This window comes from Alicyclobacillus sp. TC, assembly GCF_016804365.1.
Lineage (GTDB): Bacteria > Bacillota > Bacilli > Alicyclobacillales > Alicyclobacillaceae > Alicyclobacillus_I > Alicyclobacillus_I tolerans.
In genome coordinates this window covers 1,859,336-1,881,581 of sequence record NZ_CP044434.1, presented here as the reverse complement: position 1 = coordinate 1,881,581, position 22,246 = coordinate 1,859,336, and the positions used below count along the sequence as shown (strand labels likewise).

Genomic DNA, 22,246 nt, shown 5'->3' with positions numbered 1-22,246 from the left:
GACAGGCTGGGGGATGGAAGCCAAATGCGAGTGACACCACGCCTTATCCGGCGCAGACTGGTTATTTTGTTGATGTGTCTGTTAGCAGCCATAGCCGGGCTAATAGGTCGGGTTTTTTATATTCAAACTGTACAGTCGCCGTGGTTGAGCGGGAAAGCCAAGCAGCTTTGGAGTCGTAATATTCCTGTGCAAGGCGTGCGGGGGAGTATTCTCGATAGCAGCGGTCAGCCACTTGCCTATACTGCAACGGCGCTTTCTATTCTTGCTATTCCATCACAAATCAAGGATAAGGTGGCGACGGCCAAAGCGTTAGCACCTATCTTACAGATGCCTGAGAATGTCATACTGAAAAAATTACAGCGTCGGCAATTGTCTACCTATTTAAATCCCGGCGGGCGTCGTCTGAGTGAACAAGTAGCAGAAAAAATCCGTTCTTTACATTTGGCTGGCATATATTTAACGGAAGAGGGCCGCAGAGTCTATCCTTATGGAGATTTGGCTGCTTCTGTGCTTGGGATTACCGGCGGAGACGGACAAGGGCTGACGGGTGTGGAAAAAGAGTATGACAGCGTGCTGGCTGGAAAGCCGGGAGCCATCCTTTACTACGCAAACAATAAAGGAGAGCGCATGCCAGGAGAGGGAGATGACTTTTTGCCTCCCGTGAATGGAGACGATGTTGAATTAACCATAAACAAGTCGATACAGGAGTACGTTCAACGGGAGATAGAGCGGGCAGTTGCAGAATATAATCCTGATCACGTTACGGCTATTGTTGCCAACCCTAAAACGGGAGCTATCTTGGCTATGGCCAATTATCCCACATTTAATCCAGCAGATTGGCGTAACTATCCTCCTTCCACATACAATCACAACTTGGCTATATGGCAGACGTTTGAACCAGGCAGTACGTTTAAGGTTGTAACCCTCTCCGCTGCCTTGCAGGAAAACAAAGTCAATTTAAATGATCGTTTTTACGATCCTGGCTACTATGAAGTAGCAGGCCATCGCATTCGATGTTGGAAAGCGGGTGGGCATGGTTCGCAAAGCTATTTGAATGTTGTGGAAAATTCTTGTAATCCCGGCTTTATTGCATTGGGAGAAAAACTTGGAAAAAACACATTGTTCTCCTATATTAAGAGATTTGGTTTTGGTCAAAAAACAGGCATTGATTTGCCGGGAGAAGGTACAGGCATTCTTTTTAATCTGAAAAAGGTTGGGCCGTTGGAATTAGCTACCACCGCCTTTGGTCAAGGCGTATCTGTGACCCCCATTCAGCAGGTGATGGCTCTTTCAGCCGTAGCCAATGGCGGTAAACTGATGAAACCTTATGTTGTACAGAGTATTATCAATCCTGTCACAGGGCAGGTCATTGAATCGACTGAACCTACTGTTGTGCGTCAAGTCATCTCACCGTCAGTCGCGGCTGAGGTCCGCAGTGCTCTGGAAAGTGTCGTAGCCAACGGATCGGGCGGAGGCGCCTATATTCAAGGTTATCGGGTAGCGGGTAAAACAGGCACAGCGCAGGTGGCCAAAAATGGACGTTACGAATCAGGACACTATATTGTCTCCTTTATTGGAATGGCCCCAGCCAATAACCCGGTGCTTGTAGCCTATATTGCGATTGATTACCCTCGTCCGAAAAATCAACCTGTTTTTGGTGGTGTCATTGCGGCCCCTATAGTAGGCAGAATTTTAGCGGATAGTTTAGCTGAACTTGGTGTTCCTAAGAGTAACCAAGGTCTGGCCAAAAAGATACGTTGGGGCGATCCGCTCACAGTCACGTTGCCTAACTTTGTGGGATTAACCATGAAGCAGGCGCGGGATTTAGCTTTGCAGAGTACGGCGCAAATTCGTACACAAGTCAATGGTCAAGGTCAATATATTGTAGCGCAAGCTCCAGCTGGCGGTACTTCGGTGGCTGAAGGTTCGACAGTGCGTCTGATACTGGGAGATACACCTCCTGCTGGCGCCATTGACAAAACAGGATAAAATGAGAGAAGTGTTTGCTTTTACTGAGGCACTTTGGAGGAGGCTCTAGCATGAAATTGCTGGAATTGATACAGCCGCTTGTGAATGTGCAAATCATTGGCGAAGGGAATCCAGACATTCTAAGAGTCATGGCAGATTCCCGAAGCGTACAACCGGGTGATTTGTTTGTTGCTATTCGCGGCTTTACTGTAGATGGTCACCAATTTATTGAACAAGCGATACAACGTGGTGCGGCAGCCGTTTTGGTTGAGGAAGTTCAAGGTGAATTAACCGTTCCACAAATTGTTGTTCCGGATACAAGACGGTATAGCGCGATTTTGGCGACCTTGGTATACAATCATCCCGGAGAGCGAATTTCTGTGATTGGGGTAACAGGAACCAACGGGAAAACAACCACTACGCAACTGATTGCTCGCATTTTGGAAACTGTTGGTTGGAAAGTTGGCGTTATTGGAACCATTGGTATTCGCATTGGCCATCAGCAACTAGAGACCAGCAACACTACCCCGGATGCCATCAGTTTGCAAAAAATTCTCTTTGATATGGCCGCGGCAGATTGTCGCTATGTCATTATGGAAGTTTCTTCGCACGCTCTTGAAGAAGGGCGCGTGGCTGGGATTCCCTATCACATGGCTGTATTTACCAATCTCACGCAAGATCATCTTGATTATCATCAGACGATGGAGGCTTATCGGGCAGCCAAAGGCAAATTGTTCTCACGCTTAGGAAACACTTTCTCTTCATCCCGTTTGCAATCTGCTTACGCTATATTAAACGCTGACGATGCCTCCAGTGAGATATACGCTCGAGATACAGTGCAAGAAGTCATTACATACGGTATTGAGAAAAATGCCGACATTCGCGCCACTCATCTGCGTATATTGCCGGAAGGGGCACGCTTTCGTGTCGAATCATCCATCTTTGGCCATTCCGAAGTCGTTCTTTCCATCACGGGACGTTTTAATGTTTACAACGCACTCGCCGCGCTTACTGTTGCTTGTGTGGAAGGCGTGTCACTAGAAGAAGCAGCCCAAGCGCTTTCTTCCGTTGCGGGAGTTCCTGGCCGGTTAGAACCTGTAGTAGCTGGGCAGCCGTTTACCGTTTTAGTAGATTACGCTCATACCCCAGACTCTTTAGAAAATGCACTTTCTACCATTCAAGAGTTCGCCCAGAAAAGAATCATTACCGTTGTGGGTTGTGGGGGTGATCGCGATCGTACAAAACGCCCTTTGATGGCTGGCATCGCGGTACAAAAAGGCGATTACACCATCTTGACCAGCGACAATCCGCGAACGGAAGATCCAGAAAGCATTCTTGATGATATGGAGCGGGGGATTCCAAAAGAAGAGCGTCAGTCTTATGAACGCGTGGTCGATCGACGGACGGCAATTGAACGCGCGGTGGCTATGGCAGAAGCGGGCGATGTCATCTTAATTGCTGGTAAAGGACATGAAGACTACCAAATTCTCGGCCGTAAAAAAATCCATTTTGACGATCGCGAAGTTGCGCGAGAGGCTATCCAACGCCTATTAGAAACGAGGGAGTGAACTCGGCATGGACTATCAGGCGCTTCTCTTGACAGCACTCGCGGCATTTGCCATAGCAGCTTTGCTCGGACCCATTTGTATCCCGCTTTTGCATCGCCTGAAGTTCGGCCAGAGCATTCGCGATGAAGGTCCTAAACATCATCAAAAAAAATCAGGAACCCCTACCATGGGTGGCATTTTGATTATTGTTGCCGTTCTCTTGACCACATTGCGTTTTGCTGTGACTAATATCGATACGCTGATTCTTCTTTTTGCAACAGTGACTTTTGGACTCATAGGTTTTGCTGACGATTTTATTAAAGTAGTGAAAAAACGAAATCTCGGTTTGCGCGCCAAGCAGAAACTTTTCTGGCAGACGCTGGCTACCTTGGTGATATTTGCAGCCATGTGGTATGTGCGCGGACATTCATTTGATGATTTTCAGGTTTCTATTCCGTTTACTTCCATTGCTATTAGTCTGGGAGTTTTCTATGTTCTCTTTTTGTTTTTTGTTTTAGTGGGTACATCCAACGCAGTCAATCTGACGGATGGTTTAGATGGTCTTTTGGCAGGATGTGCGGCGATTGTTTTTATGGCTTATGCAGTCTTTGCCATGTGGCACACAGAATACAATATAGCTATTTTCTGCGCTGCAATGGTAGGCGCACTTGCCGGTTTTCTGGTTCATAACCGCCATCCGGCGAAAGTGTTCATGGGCGATACAGGCAGTTTAGCTATTGGCGGCGCATTGGCGATGGTAGGTGTGTTGACACATACAGAACTGGGACTTGTACTGTTTGGTTTAGTGTTTGTTGCGGAAACGTTGTCTGTCATTTTGCAGGTTGCTTCTTTTAAGTTATTCGGACGACGAATTTTTCGGATGAGTCCATTGCACCATCATTTTGAGTTAAGTGGCTGGTCAGAGTGGGAAGTTGTGCTCTCTTTTTGGTTGGCTACTTTTCTTACAGCATTTGGAACACTTGCTCTTTATGCACATCTGTCTTAAATGCGAGATATGAAAAAGCAGACAGGAGAGTTGGCATTTCAAAGCGCATAAGGTTTGTTTGGATGAAGAGCGGGAATAAACTGTCTTTAAGCAAGTAAATTGGTAACGGGTTTATTCTTAAAAGGTGGCTGAATCAGATCATGGAGACCTCCCAAAACAAGCGCAGCCAACCCAAGGTTCTGGTCCTTGGCATGGCACGTAGCGGGGCAGCAGTCGCTGGACTTTTGCTCAATAACGGTTACGACGTAACTTTAAATGAAAAAAAGTCACGCGAAGAATGTGGTTCAATCGTGCAAGAATTAGAAGACAGGGGATGTCGCGTCGTTTGTGGCGACCATCCTCTGTCGTTGTTGGATAACGACTATGATTTTATTGTGAAAAATCCAGGCATACCTTACCATGTGCCAATTGTAGCGGAAGCTGAACAGCGGTCAATTCCTATTTACACCGATATTGAAGTCGCTTCATGGTATATACAGTCGCCTATAGTAGCCGTGACCGGATCCAACGGAAAAACAACAACCACGAGTCTGATTGGAGAAATGCTCTCGCAAGCAGGTTTGCAGCCAGTGGTTGCAGGAAATATTGGCATTCCTGTGGCGAGTGTAGTAGATACGGTATGTCCTCAACAGCCGCTGGTACTTGAAGTTTCGTCTTTTCAATTGCTTGGAACGGAACGCTTTCATCCCCATGTGGCAGTTTTTCTGAATTTGTACAGTGCACATCTCGACTATCATGGGACACGGGAAGCTTACGCGGCAGCAAAGTGGAAATTGTTTAGCAATCTGGACGCAAACGATGTGGCGATTCTAAATTTTGACCAACCAGAATTACGTGCGGGAGCAGTGCGTCTGGCCGCAAAGATTTTCCCCTTTTCGCGACTACCGCTTGCACAGGATGGAGTTTATCTCGATCATGGTGTCATTTGTATTCGCAAAGAAGGGCAAGTCACGCAGGTTATACCGGAAGATGATATTTTGCTGCCTGGCCTTCACAATCGCGAGAATGCCTTGGCAGCCATTGCCGCTGCAGCACAATTTGGTGTCACTCCAACGGTCATGGCTAGCGTGTTGCGAAGTTTTCGAGGTGTTGAACATCGCTTGGAATGGGTACGGGATGTTTCCGGTGTCCATTATTATAACGATTCAAAATCGACCAATCCGCAAGCCGCTAAAGCGTCTTTGATGGCTTTCCAGAGTATGGGCAAGTCGGTAGTCTGGATAGCTGGCGGATTAGAGCGAATGGATGACTTTTCTCCACTGCAGCCATTTTTGCAAGGCACAGTTCGCATGGCTGTCATTTATGGGGAATGCGGACAACGACTTTACGATTTTTTGCACGAGCATCAAATAGTCTGCAATTTGGTAGAAAATTTGGAGCAGGCATTAGAAACGGCGGCAACGCATGCCAAGCCGGGTGAAGTCGTATTGTTGTCACCAGCCGCGGCTTCCTGGGATATGTTCTCGTCTTTCGAGGAACGGGGAAGCATGTTCAAAGAGCTTGTGCATAAATTATAGGGTCATGTTTGGACAGCTGTGCAGCCAGTATTTCATTGACTGGCACGGCTTTCACAGAAGGACAGGTACAAAGTGAGTCATTGTGTTTGTACCCGTCGGGAGTGAGGGGAAATGGCCTGTGTTGCAAGCTCAAGTTCACTCGGTAGAACGTACATCAGACAGTCTGGACCGTACCATCGTTCTGGTCACGCTGCTTCTTTTGAGTCTCGGGATTATGATGGTACATAGTGCCTCATCTGTTGTGTCAGCAGCAAAGTTTCACGATCCATTCTTCTATGCCAAGAGACAGCTTCTCTGGGCGCTTTTAGGAATTGCAGCTATGTTTTGGCTATCTGATTTTGACTATCATCGACTTCGTTCCCTTGCGCCCAAAATTGCCGTTCTTTCTTTTGTGTTTCTTGGTGCTGTGCTTATCCCCGGGATTGGTGCGGTACGTGGAGGTTCTCGGGCGTGGCTGGGTATTGGTTCGTTCGGTATTCAGCCTTCTGAGTTTGCTAAACTAGCCTTGATACTCTTTCTTGCCCATTTGCTGACGGATTATGGCGATCGGATGTCATCGTTTCGTCGTGGATTATTACCTCCATTGCTAATCGCGCTCATGGCTGTAGGATTAATTATGCTAGAGCCTGATCTCGGTCAATCGGTTGTTATTATGGGAACAGCGATTCTCATGCTTTTTGTGGCTGGTGCTCGTATGCGTCATCTAGGCATGCTAGGTGGAGCAGGGTTAGCAGCGTTTGCTGGTTTGGTGGCTGCCGCTCCGTATCGATTGGACAGGGTGACGGCTTTCTTGGATCCATGGAAATATCCTTTGAAAGAAGGATATCAAATTATTCAGTCGCTCTATGCTATTGGTTCGGGAGGATTATTGGGACTTGGACTCGGGAATAGTCATCAAAAATTTCTTTATCTGCCAGAACCGCAAACAGATTTTATTTTTTCTATCCTGGGTGAAGAGTTAGGTTTTCTTGGAGCGCTTACGGTGCTGTTTTTGTTTGGTGTATTAGTTTGGCGAGGATTTCGTATCGCTTTATATGCGACAGACATATTTGGCACCTTGCTTGCAACTGGAATTACCAGTATGGTTGCTGTACAAGTATTGATTAACATCGGTGTAGTTACAGGCAGTATTCCGGCAACAGGCATAACGCTTCCTCTGCTTTCTTATGGAGGCTCGTCATTGACACTGATGTTGACCGGAATAGGCATATTATTAAATATTTCCAGACAAGCTGTTTATCCTGCAAAAATTAAGATGAATGATGCCAAATGAATAAGTATAACTAGTATCGATGAATTTCAAGGTGGGGGGCGTGTCAGATTTGCGCTTGCTGTTGACAGGTGGAGGGACAGGTGGACATATCTATCCGGCGATTTCTATTGCTCGTGAGCTGGAGCGACGCGGTGAACTGGATGAGGTGCTGTATATAGGTACCGAAAAAGGGCTGGAAAAAAACATCGTTGCTCATGCGGGGCTACCCTTTACTGTCATACAGGCAGCGGGTCTCAAACGAGAAATTTCAGCTGCGGCACTTCAAACTGCCTGGATCACATGGCGTGGGTATAGAGAATCTCTGCAAGTGATACGTCGATTTAAACCGGATGTAGTATTGGGCACTGGTGGATATGTCACTCTGCCAGTGATTTTTGCCGCTCATCGATTGCGTAAGCCAAGTGTTGTTTGGGAAGGTAATGCATTTCCGGGATTGACAAATTTGCTTTGCGCCAGGCGGGCAGATGTTGTGGCTGTGGCCATGGAAGAAACCATAAAAAAATTTCCTCGAGCCAGACGGGTAGTTTGGACTGGCCATCCACGAGCCAGTGAAATTCGCCAGGCGGATGAAGCAGCCAAAGAAGCAGCCCGCAAGCGCTACCAACTAAGACCTGGCTATAAACACATTCTCGTTTTTTGCGGTAGTCGCGGTGCTGAAACGGTCAATCGTGTAGTCCTTGAGATGGCGCGTGAATTTTTGGCTGGCAAGCCTAATTTGCAAATGATTGTGGTAACGGGTGAGCACAACTTTGTGAAAATGGAAAATCAGCCAGATAACTTGTTGCTCGTTCCTTTTGTCGATGATATGCCGGCCCTATTACCGCAAATGGATGTGGTTGTCACTCGCGCTGGTGCGGGAACGGTGGCTGAAATTGCTTCTCTCGGTATTCCGGCAGTGTTTATACCATCTCCCTATGTCACTGCCAATCATCAAGAGGTTAACGCACGTTTTTTGACAGATCGCGGTGGAGGGACAATTCTGTTGGAAAAAGAATTGACATCTGCCAAGCTGTGGCTTGCCATTCAATCTTATCTAAAATCTGAACCTTGGCAACGAGCGCATGAGGCGTTGCTTTCCTGTGCAATTCCAGATGCAGTAGAAAAACTGGTGCAGGTTGTTCAGGAAACCGCCTACTCACAATCATAACTAGATTCAGTTAGCGATTCTTCGTTCATTTACAGATGCCCGTTTTGCAGAGTATACTCTGCAATGAATTGGGCGCGAATCGGATCATTCAAGGCTGCCCGATATCTGGGCAGTTTTTTTTCACCCTTTCATAGGGACTGCATAGGATGCGATACGAACTTTTGCATGGGCAATAGTCGTTAGCAGGTGGAGGTTGTCATGAACAGAGAAGGGTTGCTCGCCGAGTTGAAGAAAGTTGGGATTTCACAAATTCGTGCGGATGAACCACTCATTCGCCATACGACATGGAGAATTGGCGGGCCTGCCGATTTTTTTGCGGAACCAGAAAGCTTGATGGAACTGCAAGAACTGGTCAGAACTGCCCGGCGTCTTGAATTGCCAGTGACAGTGATTGGTCGGGGGTCAAATTTGCTCGTTCTTGATGGTGGCATTCGCGGTTTGGTCATCAAAATGCACGATAAATTCAGTGATATCTCCGTACATGAAGAACGACTGACTGCACTTGCTGGACGTTCTATTGTTTCTGCTGCAGGTATTGCTGTTAAGCACGGTTTGGCTGGCCTGGAATTTGCCACTGGAATACCAGGAACGGTAGGCGGCGCGGTCATGATGAACGCTGGAGCTCATGGTAGCGAAGTAGCCAATATTTTAGAATTTGCCGACGTGCTTGACGAAAATGGTGAATTGCGTCGATACAACAAGGACGCGCTTCGTTTTTCCTACCGATACAGTATTCTGAAAGACTGTCCGGGCATTGTAGTACGTGCTGGTTTTGCGTTAAACAGGGGAGACAAGGAAGAAATATCCCAACGCATTAAAAAATGGTCGCAAAAGCGCGCTGCCACCCAGCCATTATCCCAGCCTAACTGTGGGTCCGTTTTTCGCAACCCGGAGGGTGACTACTCGGCACGTCTTTTAGAAGCAGCTGGTTTAAAAGGATTACGCCACCATGATGCTCAAATTTCTGAGAAACACGCCAACTTTATTGTCAATCTCGGCAGTGCTCGAGCTGTAGATGTCCTCTGGCTGATTGACCATGCAAAAGAGACTGTGGCTAAAAGATATGGAATTCAGTTGGAAACTGAGGTGCGCATTATGGGAGAACACACCTCAGGGAGGTGACAGCCATGGACGTGTATCGTATTCAAGGTGGCAGAGTATTACAGGGTGAGACGCGCATTTATGGCGCCAAAAACGCCGCCTTGCCCATATTAGCAGCTTCGCTGATGGTTCGTGGTGTGACTAGACTGCATGATGTGCCAAATTTGCAGGATGTACAGGTCATGCTGGAAATTTTACAACGTTTAGGTGCGCGCGCTGAATGGATAGAGCCGGGGACGGTGGAAATCGATGCAACAAATGTCTCTTCAACCGACGTTCCTGAAGACTTAATGCAACGCATGCGCTCCTCTATTTTTTTAATGGGTCCGTTGCTGGCCAGATTTGGTGATGTTCGACTTTCCAAGCCCGGGGGATGCGTCATTGGCCAGCGCCCCATCGATTATCATTTGCGGGGAATTCGCCAGCTTGGAGCCAAAGTAGAAGAACAACATGGTTTTATTCGCTGCACATCCCATCGCCTATACGGTAATCTATTGTCTCTCGATTTTCCTAGTGTAGGGGCAACAGAAAATCTTATGATGGCTGCAGCACTCGCAGATGGAGAAACCATTATTGAAAATGCTGCCAGAGAACCAGAAATTGTCGATCTCGCTCGTTTTTTGAATGCCTGTGGAGCGAAAATCCGCGGAGCTGGTGAACATCGGATCGTTATCTCTGGCGTTCATCATCTGCATGATGGAGAACATACGGTGATTCCCGATCGAATCGTAACAGGCACACTGCTTATGGCTGCCGCCATTACGGGTGGAGAGGTTGTATTGCGAAATGCGGATGCTAATCACCTGTTGGCTGTTTTAGGAAAATTACAGGAGTCTGGGTTACGTGTGTATTCCAAGCATGATATAATAACCTGCAAGCGTGCAGACGCTATCCGTCCTGTCGATATGCGCACTGAACCCTATCCTGGTTTTCCTACGGATTTACAAGCGCCATTCATGAGTATGCTCACATTGGCCAAGGGAACTAGTATTTTGCGGGAAAATGTTTTTGAAGCTCGATTTAAACATGTGGATGAACTATTGAGAATGGGCGCGGATATCCGTGTCGATATGCGTACGGCAGTCATTCGTGGCGTATCCCGATTGAGTGGAGCTACTGTGGAAGCAAGTGATTTGCGCGGTGGTGCTGCGCTTGTGGTAGCTGCTTTGGCAGCGGAAGGTGAAACAGAGATTCGGGGTCTTCGTCATATCGATCGCGGTTATGAATCTTTGCATCAACAATTGGCGCAACTGGGAGCGTCCATTGAGCGTCTTGAGCTCAATTGTTAGGCAACAGGCGGCCTGTGGCCGCCTTTCCAATGGAGGGACAAGCTTTTGGGGCGTCCGCATACTCGATTGTCCGATCAAACGCTGCGGTTGCGTCGCAAGTCTCGCAATCGAAAAATTGTTTTTGCTTTCTTTGTTTTTTTAGGTCTGATTGTGGTGCTAGAGTCCCCCATCACGCGTTTACGTAAGATTGTTGTTGTAGGAAATCGTGGGATTCCAACCCATGAAGTCATTGCTGCTTCCGATTTAACAAAGGGAATTTCGCTGTGGAATGTAAGTGCGTCCAGCGTAAAAAAGAACATTATCAGGAAATTGGATTTAGTTCAAAATGTCAATCTGCATATGGACTGGTGGACAGGTACAGCAACACTCAATCTTACTGAAAAACATGTGGTGGCTGTTTACATGGCAAATGGCCATTTCTATAATTTACTTAATGATGGTGTGGTTTACCAATCCACAAATTCCTCTGAGGCTACTGCTTTTCCACTTGTAACGGAAGAGAATCGTTTGCCTCAAATCGGGCAATACATTTCGCCTCAAGTTTCAGAGCTTTGTCGGCAACTGTCCGGTGTATCTGTAAATCAATTGGTGGACATTTCAGAACTCCATGTTTCTTCTGACGGCACATTACAAGTGTATTTTGACAATGGTTATGTGGCAATGACGGATATCTCTCAATTCACTTCGATATTGCCAAAGATTCGCGAGGCTGTTGCCTATTTTTCAAGTAAAGGATTTGCTCCGGGAATTGTGAATTTGACGGGTCCACCGCCCTATCAATACACTCCGTTTTCTCTTCACCAGCCTTAAAGAGCGATCCGAAAGGATGAAAGTATGCATACTCGTGCAAAATTAGCTCTTTCTCTGACAGCCGTTTCCACGGTGCTCGGTTTGATGATTGGTGTGCAATATCGCCAAACGTCCGCCACAGCGGCGCTCGGGTTAGGTTATTTGCGAGGAACGGTAGATACACACACGCTGACGGAACTCAAGAATCTGAAAGCAAGCAACCAAGCCGCAGAACAGGAATTGACACAGCTGAATGACGAATTGAATCAGTTTGAACGGGTTTCATCGGGATCGGATAAAGCCATGACAGCCTTTCAACAGCGCCTGACCGACGAACGCATTTTAGCTGGCATTACAGCAGTGGAGGGGCCCGGCATCAGTGTCACGCTCTCCGATGGAGCTTCAAATGGTTCAGATGTCGAGCAAATTTTGACTCATGATTGGAATGTGCGCAGTGTTATCAATGAGTTATTTACAGCTGGTGCGGAAGCCGTTTCTATTAACGGTTATCGTGTGGTGGCTACGAGCGGTGTTTTTTGCAGCGGGCCTGTTGTACGTGTGAACAATCATCGCTTAGGAGCGCCTTTCACGATTGAGGCGATTGGCGATCCGGAGACGCTTAAATCAGCACTTGATATTCAAGGCGGTATTCTGGATGTGCTGCGTATGCAAGGGTTAAACGTGACCGTTCCGCAAATCAAACAGAAGATTGTCATGTCAGCGTACACAGGTTCTTTACCTGGAAGTCCTACCTATAGTCTAAATGAAGCTATTCCCAGCCTTTCCAATAACGGTACATGAGGGAGTTTCAATTGTGAAGATTTCTACCATGACTTGGACAAGCACTGGCGTCGCAGCTTTGTTGGGATTTGCCCTGACGGTTCAGATTACTTCAAATCTATCGGGATCGTCCAAATCATCTTCGAATAATTATGTGAGCGTCCAGACTCAACTCACCGAACAGGCGCAAGAGCATCGGATTTTGGAAGAGGAGATTTCTAAAGAAGCTGCGCAGATTGCTGAATACAGGGCAGCAGAAGGCAGCAAGCAAGAAATGAAAGCGGCGTTGGCGGCAGACGCCCATACATTGGCGGAAGAAGCAGGGACGGCCCCTTTTTCGGGTCCAGGTATTACGATTACGATTGAAAACGATCCAAACTTGCCCTTTGATCCACAGTTTGCAGGAGACTTCTATAAAGAATCCGATCAGTGGATTCAGTTGATTGTCAACTATCTTTTCTCCAATGGTGCTAGTGCAATTTCTATTAATGGACAGAGACTGGTGACTACCTCCTCCATTCGTTTGGTCATTGGACTTGATGGTCTGGGGGGTCTGCAAATCAACACGCATCCTGTTGCTATGCCATATGTCATTACTGCGATTGGTAATGTGGACGATATGAAAGCCACTTTGTCTGTATACAATTTGCAGGCATATATGGAGGCGATGGGTGAGGCGTTTATTGTCAAGGCGTATACAGGAAAAAACGCTTTGACAGTACCAGCTTATACCGGACCGCTCCCAGGAACTTGGGCGAAGGAGGTTACAGGCTCATGATTTGGTTGCCGATTTTAGGTTTGTTGATTGGAGCCGCGGTTGGACTGGTGTCCAATTGGACAATTCCTGTAGAGTATTCCAGTTATTTGTCCATTGCCATTCTTGCTGCTCTCGACACCGTATTCGGAGGTATTCGTGCGAACTTAGAGAAAACGTTTGACGATGTTGTTTTTCTCACCGGATTTTTTACCAATATCTTTGTGGCAGCATTGCTTGCTTTCATTGGTGTGCAACTGGGCGTAGATTTATATCTGGCCGCAGTTGTAGCTTTTGGTGTTCGACTTTTTCAAAATATCGCTGTCATTCGCCGTTTGGTGGTTACGCAAATTCGCGCCAAACGTCGGCGGCGGTTCAATACGACATCATGAACGTACAACTTAAAGATGGTATGATTAGGTAAATTACCTAATATTGCTGAAGAAACCATTGAAAAAGTTTTTCAATGATAGAGGATTGTCGGAAAATATGTTGAATGAGAAATGAGATGCAGTCTACGGCTCTCAGGAGGTGCCACGTTTGGCCAAAGGAGATTATATTGTTAGTTTAGATATTGGCACTTCAAAAGTTCGCGCGATTATAGGAGAGTCGAATGGAAACAGCTTGAATGTAATAGGAGTCGGTTCCGCAGAAGGCGAAGGGATTCGCCACGGTTCCATTGTTGATATAGATTTGACAGTTGAGTCCATTCGCGAAGCGGTCGAACATGCGGAGCGCATGGTTGGCATCCATATTGCAGCGGCGTATGTTGGAGTTTCTGGTAATCATATCCAGTTGCAATCCAGTCATGGCGTTGTTGCTGTGTCCTCTGTAGATCGAGAAATTGGTGAAGAGGATATTGAACGGGTATTGCAACAGGCGCGTGTTATTGCATTGCCGCCAGAACGGGAAATTATCGATGTTGTAGCTAAAGAATATATTGTCGATGGTTTGCGAGGAATTGTCGATCCGCGTGGTATGCTTGGTGTACGTCTGGAGGTAGACGCCTATCTGATTACAGGTAGCCGTACGGCTATCCATAATGTCGTTCGATGTGTGGAGCGCGCTGGTATCGAGGTAGCAAATCTTGTTCTACTGCCTTTGGCGGCCAGTCATGTAGCTCTGACATCTGATGAGCGAAAGCTCGGTGTAGCACTGGTAGATGTAGGAGCTGGGGCAACAACAGTGTCTATTTTTGATAATGGTATTTTGGCAGGAACCAGCATTATTCCAATGGGTGGCGATTATGTCACACATGACATTGCCATTGGGTTGCGCACACAGACTACAGCCGCCGAGCAGGTCAAATTGCAGCATGCATGCGCATTGGTTGCAGAGGCTTCCGATCATGAACAATTTCGCGTTCCACGCATGGGTAGCAATCAGGAAGTGCAGTTTACACAGTACGATTTGGCAACCATTATAGAGCCGCGTATGCAGGAAATTTTTGCATTGGTTCGCAAGGAAGTTGAAAAATTAGGATACAGCCATGAATTGCCAGGCGGGTATGTTTTCCATGGTGGAGTTATGGCCATGCCAGGTGCGGAAAAATTAGCGTCAGAAGAGTTGAATGCTCCTGTTCGTGTAGCTGTGCCTGAGTATCTTGGTGTGCGCGATCCGTCGTTTATCAACGGGGTAGGTATTCTTTCTTATGCTATGCGTTCGCATTTTCGTTCACAACCTGCGGAAGCGGGCACTGCTTCCCGTCCGGTTCGGACAGGCGGTGGTTTAATGGCGCGTATTAAAGATTGGTGGCGCGATTTTATTTAATGAGCTATTCATTCAATTCAATGCTTTTTAAAATACCAAGATTATCAAAACTATGGCGTAGAAAGTAGATGACTTTCTACAACGCGAAGCGAGGGGTCTGGTCTCCTGAGGAGATGGACTCCGGAGCGAGGAGGAGCAGGCATGCTGGAATTTGATTTTGAGACGGATACGCTTGCCAATATTAAAGTCATTGGTGTTGGCGGTGGCGGTTGCAATGCTGTAAATCGAATGATTGAGTCAGGTGTGAAAGGTGTAGAATTTATTGTCGTCAACACGGATGCTCAGGCGCTAAAGCTTGCTAAGGCAGAAACGCGATTGCAGATTGGAGAAAAATTGACGCGCGGCCTCGGTGCGGGTGCTAATCCAGAAATTGGAAAGAAAGCTGCAGAAGAAAGCAGAGAGCATTTGGCTAACGCTTTACGTGGGGCGGATATGGTGTTTGTTACCGCAGGTATGGGAGGCGGTACCGGAACTGGCGCCGCGCCTGTTATTGCCGAGATTGCTAAAGAACTGGGGGCTCTTACCGTTGGCGTGGTAACAAAGCCTTTCCGCTTTGAGCAAAAAAAACGTATGATGCAGGCAGAGCAAGGTGTTTCGCAGTTAAAAGAAAAAGTAGATACGCTTATTGTCATTCCGAACGATCGTCTTTTGGAAATTGTAGATCGCAATACGCCGGTACTGGAAGCTTTCCGAGAAGCAGATAACGTGTTGCGTCAAGGTGTATCCGGTATTTCTGATTTGATTGCTACTCCTGCGCTCATCAATGTCGACTTTGCCGATGTCAAAGCCATTATGACGGAGCGTGGTTCTGCTTTGATGGGAATAGGAATTGCTTCTGGGGAAAATAGGGCAACAGAGGCTGCCAAAAAAGCAATTTCCAGTCCGCTTTTAGAAACCTCAATTGATGGTGCTCGAGGAGTACTCATGCACGTAGCTGGTGGTACGAATCTCAGTCTCTGGGAAGTTAATGAAGCGGCAGATATTGTTTCTACAACAGCTGATCCTGATGTCAATATGATTTTTGGTGCGGCTATTGATCCGGAATTAGATGACGAAATTATTGTTACGGTGATTGCCACAGGTTTTGAAAATCAAGCTAGTGCTCAAACCTCTCATCAACTGCGTGAGAATTCTCCCCGTCCCTCGAGTGCGCTTTCCGACATTGCTGCTACAAGCAGCAATATTCCTCCATCGAGCAACGGTTGGGATGTACCAGCTTTTATTCGCCGTCGTGAAGGTAAAATAGGTCGGGACCGTTAATGGGTCCTCAATGTCCACTCTCATTTTGTTTACCTTTAAGTAAGTTTTCTTATCCAACTTCGCATGACCGCCAAACGGCGGTCTTTTTCAATTCTAAATATCCTCATCCATTCGACAAAACTTTCTCTCTTTCTTCAATCATGTTCCGACATTTTTTTTAATAGACCTAAAGTATACTGGGTCACATCACAAGTCGAGGTGACGGATGTGGCCATTCCTGTCATTTATCTAGACATAGTTTGGCTATTGAACTTTGTGATGGATGGCGTCCTTTTATGGATGACGTTATTTGTCATCCGACGACCGGTGCGTTGGAAACGGCTGCTCCTTGGCGCGTTGTTTGGCGCATTTTATTCACTGTTCCTGTTTATTCCTTCTCTATCGTTTACAACATCGTTGTTGGGTAAAGTTTTAGCTTCACTGCTGATGGTTTGGATTGGAATTGGCAGGCGTAACTGGTTTGACTTAGCTCGTAGTTGTTTGGGACTGTATTTTGTCACTTTTTTGATGGCTGGTGCTGCGCTTGCGTTGCATTTTGCAGTTCCGGGTGTCTCGCTGGCATCGGGTACCGTCATCACCAACCGTGGAATAGCATTTGGCACTAGTGGAACCATTCTTGCCTTGCTCGTAGCGGTGCCAGTGTCTATTGGACTTGTGCAACATACGATTCAACGAATTCGTACTTGGAAATTGGCAAGCATGCATGTGCTGAGTATGCAAGTTACTGTTCAGGGACAAGATTTTTCCTTTCAAGCTTTGCTTGACACAGGAAATCACTTGTCCGATCCAGTTACTCGTCAACCTGTTTGTTTTATGGACTACAAACTCTTGCAATCTGTATTGCCTTCCCCTCTTTCAGCAGCCTTACAAGCCGGACAAGACCCTGTCAACGCGCTAGCAGCGCTTGGCGACCATGAAGCGGGTACTCTCGCGTTTGCGTTAGTTCCCTATCGTGTGGCTGGTGGTCAATCTAATCTTGCACTTTGTCTGCGTCCGGACGCATTGTATGTCGTTTGTAACGGGGAGAAATTATCTGTTCCGCAGATTCCGTGGTTGGCGCTCTCGGTTGCAGAACTCAGCCGTGAAGGAACGTTTCAAGCGATTTTGAATCCGCAAATTTTATCAGGAGATGAACGCATTGAAGAGATGGTTTCTAACACGTTCGGAACTGCTGCGCTTGCGCATTCGCCTGCGTCTTTTGTGGACGCGCATCAAAATCCGTCTGCTCGGCACAGCGGATGAAGTTTACTATGTAGGAGGCAGTGAAGCTTTACCACCGCCGCTTACACGCGAAGAAGAAGAAGTTTTGCTTTTGCGCTTGCCATCAGGTGACAGTGCAGCCCGTTCTTTACTGATTGAAAGAAATTTGCGACTGGTTGTTTACATTGCGCGCAAATTTGAAAATACAGGCGTGAATATTGAAGATTTAGTATCGATTGGAACCATTGGTCTCATCAAAGCTGTGAATACGTTTGATCCGCTCAAAAAAATCAAACTCGCAACTTACGCTTCTCGTTGTATCGAAAATGAAATATTAATGTTTTTGCGTCGTAACAACAAATTACGTTCAGAAGTTTCTTTTGACGAACCGCTCAATGTGGATTGGGATGGCAATGAATTATTACTTTCCGATGTGCTGGGAACAGAGAGTGATACCATTACTCGCAATCTGGAAGACGAGGTTGATCGTGAGTTACTTTATGACGCTCTGGAAAAATTGAATGAACGCGAAAAGAAAATCATGGAACTTCGATTTGGTTTAAAAACCGGTAAAGAAATGACTCAAAAAGATGTCGCTGACTTGCTGGGCATTTCGCAGTCGTATATTTCTCGGTTGGAAAAAAGAATTTTAAAACGATTGCAAAAAGAATTTAACCGCATGATGTAAGGAAAATTAGACTTTCAGTTCTGCCAGTCCAACCCTTCAGTGCATACATTTGCAGGTCCGGGAAATACTGAAATCACGTTGGCAGCATCAACGAACCCGAACCGGACGTAGCTTGGATTGCATCTTAGGGGGAGACTGGGTTGAAGCGCAACAAAGTGGAAATCTGCGGAGTCAACACTTCACAGTTGCCCGTTCTTAGTAATGCAGAGATGCGGGAATTGTTCACGCGTTTGCAGAACGGCGAACTGACAGCAAGAGAAATACTGGTTAATGGCAACTTGCGTTTGGTGCTCTCAGTGATTCAACGCTTCAACAACCGTGGCGAATATGTGGATGATTTGTTTCAAGTAGGTTGTATCGGACTCATGAAAGCGATAGACAATTTTGATCTCAGTCAAAATGTGCGTTTTTCAACTTACGCTGTACCCATGATTGTTGGCGAAATTCGGCGTTATTTGCGGGACAATAATCCTATTCGTGTATCGCGATCGCTCAGAGACATAGCGTATAAGGCTCTGCAAGTACGTGATGCCCTCACGAACGCGAATTTGCGTGAACCTACCATTCAGGAAATTGCGGAAAAAATGGAGGTGGCGAAAGAAGACGTAGTCTTTGCATTAGACGCTATTCAAGACCCGGTATCTATGTTTGAACCGATTTATCATGATGGTGGCGATCCGATATACGTCATGGATCAGATTCATGATGAAAAAAACAAAGATTCTTCCTGGGTAGAGGAAATTGCGGTGCGTGAAGCGTTAAATAAGCTTTCCGAACGCGAGCAAAAAATTCTCGCCATGCGATTTTACGAGGGAAAAACACAAATGGAAGTGGCGGATGAAATAGGGATTTCTCAGGCTCAAGTTTCTCGTTTGGAAAAAAACGCAATACATCGAATGAATAAACATGTCCAGTCGTAATATTGACAGTCCCCCTCATATATATGAATAAGCAAGGTTTGAAGAGAGGGGAAGGCGGCGACCGGGAATGCGTATTTCCGATTTGCAGTCGAAAGATGTCGTCAATGTAGGAGACGGAAAACGTCTTGGGACGATTGGCGATTTGGATATTGATCCAGAAAGTGGATTAATTCACAGCATCATTATTCCCGTAGCTGGCCGCTTTTTTGGAATGGTCGGTGGTGGCCAGGATTATGTGATTCCCTGGAATCAAATTGTTAAAATCGGCTCTGACGTTATTTTAGTGGATTTACGTCCCGCACATGAGACAGCTTATTATCTTCCGCACGATTCAGTACGTCGTTCAACCGGTGGCTATTGACTGAGAAGTCAAGGCGCCGGTTTTTTGTTATGATATTGTCAGGAGGACAAGACATGTATCGTCACTGGTATCAACGAAATCATCAGTTCTGGATTTTTCCCGATATCTTTCCTGCAATCGTGAAAGCTGCCTTTACTTTTCGCTTAGGTGGGGTATCCCATCCGCCTTTTGAGAGTCTCAATATGGGTTTACATGTGTCTGACTCTCCCGATCACGTTGTGGAGAATCGTCGTTTGGTAGCGCAAAGGTTTGGCATTCCTCTTGAAAAGTTTGTATTTGCCGAGCAAGTACATGGCCATCGTGTTGAGGTGGTGGGGGCAAAAGATGCAGGGAGTGGCGCTTTTGGCCAGGATACAGCAGTAACGGGGGCGGATGCATTAGTTACCGCTGAAAAAGATTTGGCACTTGCCATATTAGTAGCTGACTGCGTTCCTGTGCTTCTGTTTGATCCGATTTCTGGTGTGATTGCAGCGGTTCACTCAGGATGGAAAGGCACTGCAGAACAAATTGTTCAATGTACACTGGCAGTCATGCAACAACATTTTGCCACGCAAGCTCAGCAAGTGTACGCTGTTCTAGGACCTTCCATACGACGTTGCTGTTATGAGGTGGATGAGCGTGTACGTAACGCGTTCTCGCCGACCTTTCCAGATACAATTTTTTCTCCCAGCCAGCGTCCAGGTCACTATATGCTTTCTTTGCAACATGCCATTCGCTATAGCCTATTGAAATATGGTGTACGAGCAGAGAGAATCCAAGATACAGGTGTTTGTACAGCATGTCGGACAGATGTTCTTTTTTCGTATCGGGCAGAACGTGGACAAACGGGGCGAATGTTGGCTGCTATTGCAATTCAATCAGCTCAATCATCCTAATAGTGGTTATTCTGTCATTGAGAATTATATTCTGGATATTTAGGAGTGGCAGTCGGTTGGTGCAAAACGATCATGAGCGCTTACATTTCTCTCAAAGTCAGCACCTAGAGTTGAACAATCGTTTGACAGCCATACGTGAACGCATTGCTAAAACGGCTGAATCAGCTGGGAGAAATCCAGAAGATATTCGATTAATTGCGGTCACCAAAACAGCTTCACCAGTTCTCGCTGAACACTTGCTAACGTTGGGCATCCAGGATATGGCGGAAAATCGTTGGCAAGTTGCTCGTGAAAAACTTGTCCATCCTTTTGCGGCCAGAGTAAGATGGCATTTTATAGGTCCTCTTCAATCGAATAAAATCAAATCGATCGCATCAGCATTTTCAGTTGTACATGCACTTGAAGATGCAGAACATGCAGAACAATTTGAGCAAATACTTACTTCTCTCGGAAAGCATATGGAGGCGTTTGTGCAAGTCAATGTATCGGGAGAGCCTCAGAAACATGGGGTGCATCCAGAAAACTTGCACCTTTTGCTGCAAAAGTTACAAAACTATAAATTTCTTCGCGTTGTGGGTCTCATGACGATGGCCCCGTTGACGAGGGATTCTATTGAAATTCGCCGCACTTTCCGTGGCTTAGCCAATCTTCTAGGGGAGGAAAGAGAAAGATTGTCTTGGGGAAATTTACAATATCTTTCCATGGGCATGTCGAATGATTACGAGTTGGCAATTGCAGAAGGAGCTACACATTTAAGAATAGGACGACAATTGGTTTCTCTAGAAGACACTCCAGAGGGTGGCGAATCCAGGTGACTTTGCTGGTTCAAATGGTTCATTTTTTATTTTCCGCTTATTTCATCGTCCTGATTGCGAGCGCTGTAGCCAGTTGGTTTCCAGAACTTCAAGCCAATCGACTCGTTAATATTTTGCAGCAATTAAGTCAGCCGTATTACGCCCCTTTTCAAAGATTATTACGACCTATACAGGTAGGAGGTATTCTGCTGGATTGGTCGAGTATTGTAGCTGTTATTGTCTATTTTGTCATTCAGTCAGTCATTTTTTCAGCATTGTCAAATATGCTAGGAGGACTTGTTTAAATGACAGAAGGGAAAGTGGATACAGAGTGGGCTAGACCCAGTGAACGCCCTTTTGTCCGTCAAGCTGAAGAGTGGGTATCTCGCTCATTGAACAGGCGTATGATGTGGTTAACAGATTTCCTCAGTCCTCGCGAGCAATTTCTTTTGCAAAGTGTCGTCAATCGCCAAGCTGCATGGGTGGAATTTTCGGGAGGTTTTCCTGATGCTGAACGGCAGCGAGCGTGTATCATGCCGGAAAATTGGTATCCTACGGAAGAGGATTTTTCTTTGCGCTGGTTGACCATCCGTCCCATATCTCCGCAGGAACGTTTGACACACCGTTCTGTGCTGGGTTCTTTGCTTGGTCTTGGTATAGAGCGCAAAGTATTAGGTGACGTAGTTTCATTGAAAGATCATACTGGATATGCGGCTGTGTTGACATCCTCCATGGCAGAGTATGCCTATCAACATCTTCACAAGGTTGGACCGCAAAATGTAGACGTAATGCTTTTGTATCAAACTCCACTTATCGAGCGCGATAGTTACGAGTGGAAATCCATTAGCGTCAATTCCTGTCGTCTCGATGCAGTAGTGTCCGAGGTGTGTCATTGGTCACGAAACAAGACAAAAGAAGCCATTTTGAGTCAACAAATATTCGTCAATAGTTTGGTAGCCTACAAGCCTGAAGAACTGTTGGAAGCGGGCGATCGCGTTTCTGTGCGAGGTTTTGGCAGAATTCAAATAGGAGAGGTGACGGGGAAGAGCAAAAGTAATCGTCTTTGGCTGTCCGTTGCTACATTGCGTGACAAGGCTTAAAAAGTTAAATCGTTGAATTTGTCGTTTTTGGAAGGAGATTGTGGGTTGGTGTCGAAACAGACAAGCGGACTCAATCGATAACCTGTCATGTTTGTTTCGCTAAATTT

General features: G+C 46.4%; 22 protein-coding genes. All 22 read left to right on the top strand.

The window, feature by feature from the left end; genetic code table 11:
* The first annotated feature begins 24 nt into the window (after positions 1–24).
* The 22 genes from FY534_RS09315 (at position 25) to FY534_RS09210 (ending at position 22,139) form a co-directional block, all read left to right on the top strand.
* The gene (locus FY534_RS09315) at positions 25–1,989 is read left to right on the top strand and encodes a stage V sporulation protein D (protein WP_203114387.1); all 1,965 of its coding nucleotides are present in this window, start codon (positions 25–27) and stop codon (positions 1,987–1,989) included.
* Positions 1,990–2,039: 50 nt separating this feature from the next.
* Positions 2,040–3,536, top strand: a complete 1,497-nt coding sequence (locus FY534_RS09310; RefSeq protein WP_203114386.1) for a UDP-N-acetylmuramoyl-L-alanyl-D-glutamate--2,6-diaminopimelate ligase — start codon at positions 2,040–2,042, stop codon at positions 3,534–3,536.
* A 7-nt stretch (positions 3,537–3,543) separates the two neighbouring features.
* The gene (gene mraY, locus FY534_RS09305) at positions 3,544–4,521 is read left to right on the top strand and encodes a phospho-N-acetylmuramoyl-pentapeptide-transferase (protein ID WP_072873769.1); all 978 of its coding nucleotides are present in this window, start codon (positions 3,544–3,546) and stop codon (positions 4,519–4,521) included.
* A gap of 140 nt (positions 4,522–4,661) precedes the next feature.
* On the top strand, positions 4,662–6,038 hold the full coding sequence (gene murD / locus FY534_RS09300; RefSeq protein ID WP_203114385.1) for a UDP-N-acetylmuramoyl-L-alanine--D-glutamate ligase: 1,377 nt from the start codon (positions 4,662–4,664) through the stop codon (positions 6,036–6,038).
* 118 nt (positions 6,039–6,156) lie between these two features.
* Positions 6,157–7,311 (top strand): stage V sporulation protein E, encoded by a 1,155-nt coding sequence (gene spoVE / locus FY534_RS09295; RefSeq protein WP_072873771.1) that lies wholly within the window; start codon positions 6,157–6,159, stop codon positions 7,309–7,311.
* A gap of 40 nt (positions 7,312–7,351) precedes the next feature.
* Positions 7,352–8,458, top strand: a complete 1,107-nt coding sequence (gene murG / locus FY534_RS09290) for an undecaprenyldiphospho-muramoylpentapeptide beta-N-acetylglucosaminyltransferase (protein WP_238413478.1) — start codon at positions 7,352–7,354, stop codon at positions 8,456–8,458.
* 198 nt (positions 8,459–8,656) lie between these two features.
* Positions 8,657–9,580 (top strand): UDP-N-acetylmuramate dehydrogenase, encoded by a 924-nt coding sequence (gene murB / locus FY534_RS09285; protein WP_203114384.1) that lies wholly within the window; start codon positions 8,657–8,659, stop codon positions 9,578–9,580.
* A gap of 5 nt (positions 9,581–9,585) precedes the next feature.
* A complete protein-coding gene (gene murA / locus FY534_RS09280; RefSeq protein WP_203114383.1) occupies positions 9,586–10,848 on the top strand; it encodes a UDP-N-acetylglucosamine 1-carboxyvinyltransferase in 1,263 nt (420 codons plus the stop codon).
* A gap of 45 nt (positions 10,849–10,893) precedes the next feature.
* Complete coding sequence (locus tag FY534_RS09275) at positions 10,894–11,658, top strand: cell division protein FtsQ/DivIB (protein ID WP_072873774.1); 765 nt, start codon at positions 10,894–10,896, stop codon at positions 11,656–11,658.
* A 24-nt stretch (positions 11,659–11,682) separates the two neighbouring features.
* Positions 11,683–12,438 carry a DUF881 domain-containing protein gene (locus FY534_RS09270; RefSeq protein ID WP_072873775.1) on the top strand — a complete coding sequence of 252 codons (756 nt, stop codon included), beginning with the start codon at positions 11,683–11,685 and terminating at the stop codon, positions 12,436–12,438.
* 13 nt (positions 12,439–12,451) lie between these two features.
* Complete coding sequence (locus tag FY534_RS09265) at positions 12,452–13,195, top strand: DUF881 domain-containing protein (RefSeq protein WP_238413477.1); 744 nt, start codon at positions 12,452–12,454, stop codon at positions 13,193–13,195.
* Positions 13,195–13,563 (top strand): small basic family protein, encoded by a 369-nt coding sequence (locus tag FY534_RS09260; protein WP_072873850.1) that lies wholly within the window; start codon positions 13,195–13,197, stop codon positions 13,561–13,563. The genes FY534_RS09265 and FY534_RS09260 overlap by 1 nt, the downstream gene beginning before the upstream one ends.
* A 148-nt stretch (positions 13,564–13,711) precedes the next feature.
* On the top strand, positions 13,712–14,941 hold the full coding sequence (ftsA, locus tag FY534_RS09255) for a cell division protein FtsA (protein WP_203114382.1): 1,230 nt from the start codon (positions 13,712–13,714) through the stop codon (positions 14,939–14,941).
* A gap of 141 nt (positions 14,942–15,082) precedes the next feature.
* Positions 15,083–16,201: a cell division protein FtsZ gene (ftsZ, locus tag FY534_RS09250; RefSeq protein ID WP_203114381.1), complete on the top strand. Its 1,119-nt coding sequence runs from the start codon at positions 15,083–15,085 to the stop codon at positions 16,199–16,201.
* A gap of 207 nt (positions 16,202–16,408) precedes the next feature.
* Positions 16,409–17,443, top strand: a complete 1,035-nt coding sequence (gene spoIIGA / locus FY534_RS09245; protein ID WP_072873778.1) for a sigma-E processing peptidase SpoIIGA — start codon at positions 16,409–16,411, stop codon at positions 17,441–17,443.
* Positions 17,370–18,089, top strand: coding sequence for an RNA polymerase sporulation sigma factor SigE (sigE, locus tag FY534_RS09240; protein WP_238413752.1), 720 nt, complete (start codon positions 17,370–17,372; stop codon positions 18,087–18,089). The genes spoIIGA and sigE overlap by 74 nt, the downstream gene beginning before the upstream one ends.
* A gap of 140 nt (positions 18,090–18,229) precedes the next feature.
* Positions 18,230–19,009, top strand: a complete 780-nt coding sequence (sigG, locus tag FY534_RS09235) for an RNA polymerase sporulation sigma factor SigG (RefSeq protein WP_203114380.1) — start codon at positions 18,230–18,232, stop codon at positions 19,007–19,009.
* Between the two features lie 67 nt (positions 19,010–19,076).
* Positions 19,077–19,370, top strand: a complete 294-nt coding sequence (locus FY534_RS09230) for a YlmC/YmxH family sporulation protein (protein WP_072873781.1) — start codon at positions 19,077–19,079, stop codon at positions 19,368–19,370.
* A 53-nt stretch (positions 19,371–19,423) separates the two neighbouring features.
* The gene (pgeF, locus tag FY534_RS09225) at positions 19,424–20,245 is read left to right on the top strand and encodes a peptidoglycan editing factor PgeF (RefSeq protein WP_203114379.1); all 822 of its coding nucleotides are present in this window, start codon (positions 19,424–19,426) and stop codon (positions 20,243–20,245) included.
* Positions 20,246–20,304: 59 nt separating this feature from the next.
* Positions 20,305–21,060, top strand: coding sequence for a YggS family pyridoxal phosphate-dependent enzyme (locus tag FY534_RS09220; RefSeq protein ID WP_238413751.1), 756 nt, complete (start codon positions 20,305–20,307; stop codon positions 21,058–21,060).
* Complete coding sequence (locus FY534_RS09215) at positions 21,057–21,344, top strand: YggT family protein (RefSeq protein ID WP_203114377.1); 288 nt, start codon at positions 21,057–21,059, stop codon at positions 21,342–21,344. Before FY534_RS09220 ends, FY534_RS09215 begins: the two co-directional genes overlap by 4 nt.
* On the top strand, positions 21,345–22,139 hold the full coding sequence (locus FY534_RS09210) for a YlmH family RNA-binding protein (RefSeq protein ID WP_203114376.1): 795 nt from the start codon (positions 21,345–21,347) through the stop codon (positions 22,137–22,139).
* The last annotated feature ends 107 nt before the right edge of the window (positions 22,140–22,246 follow it).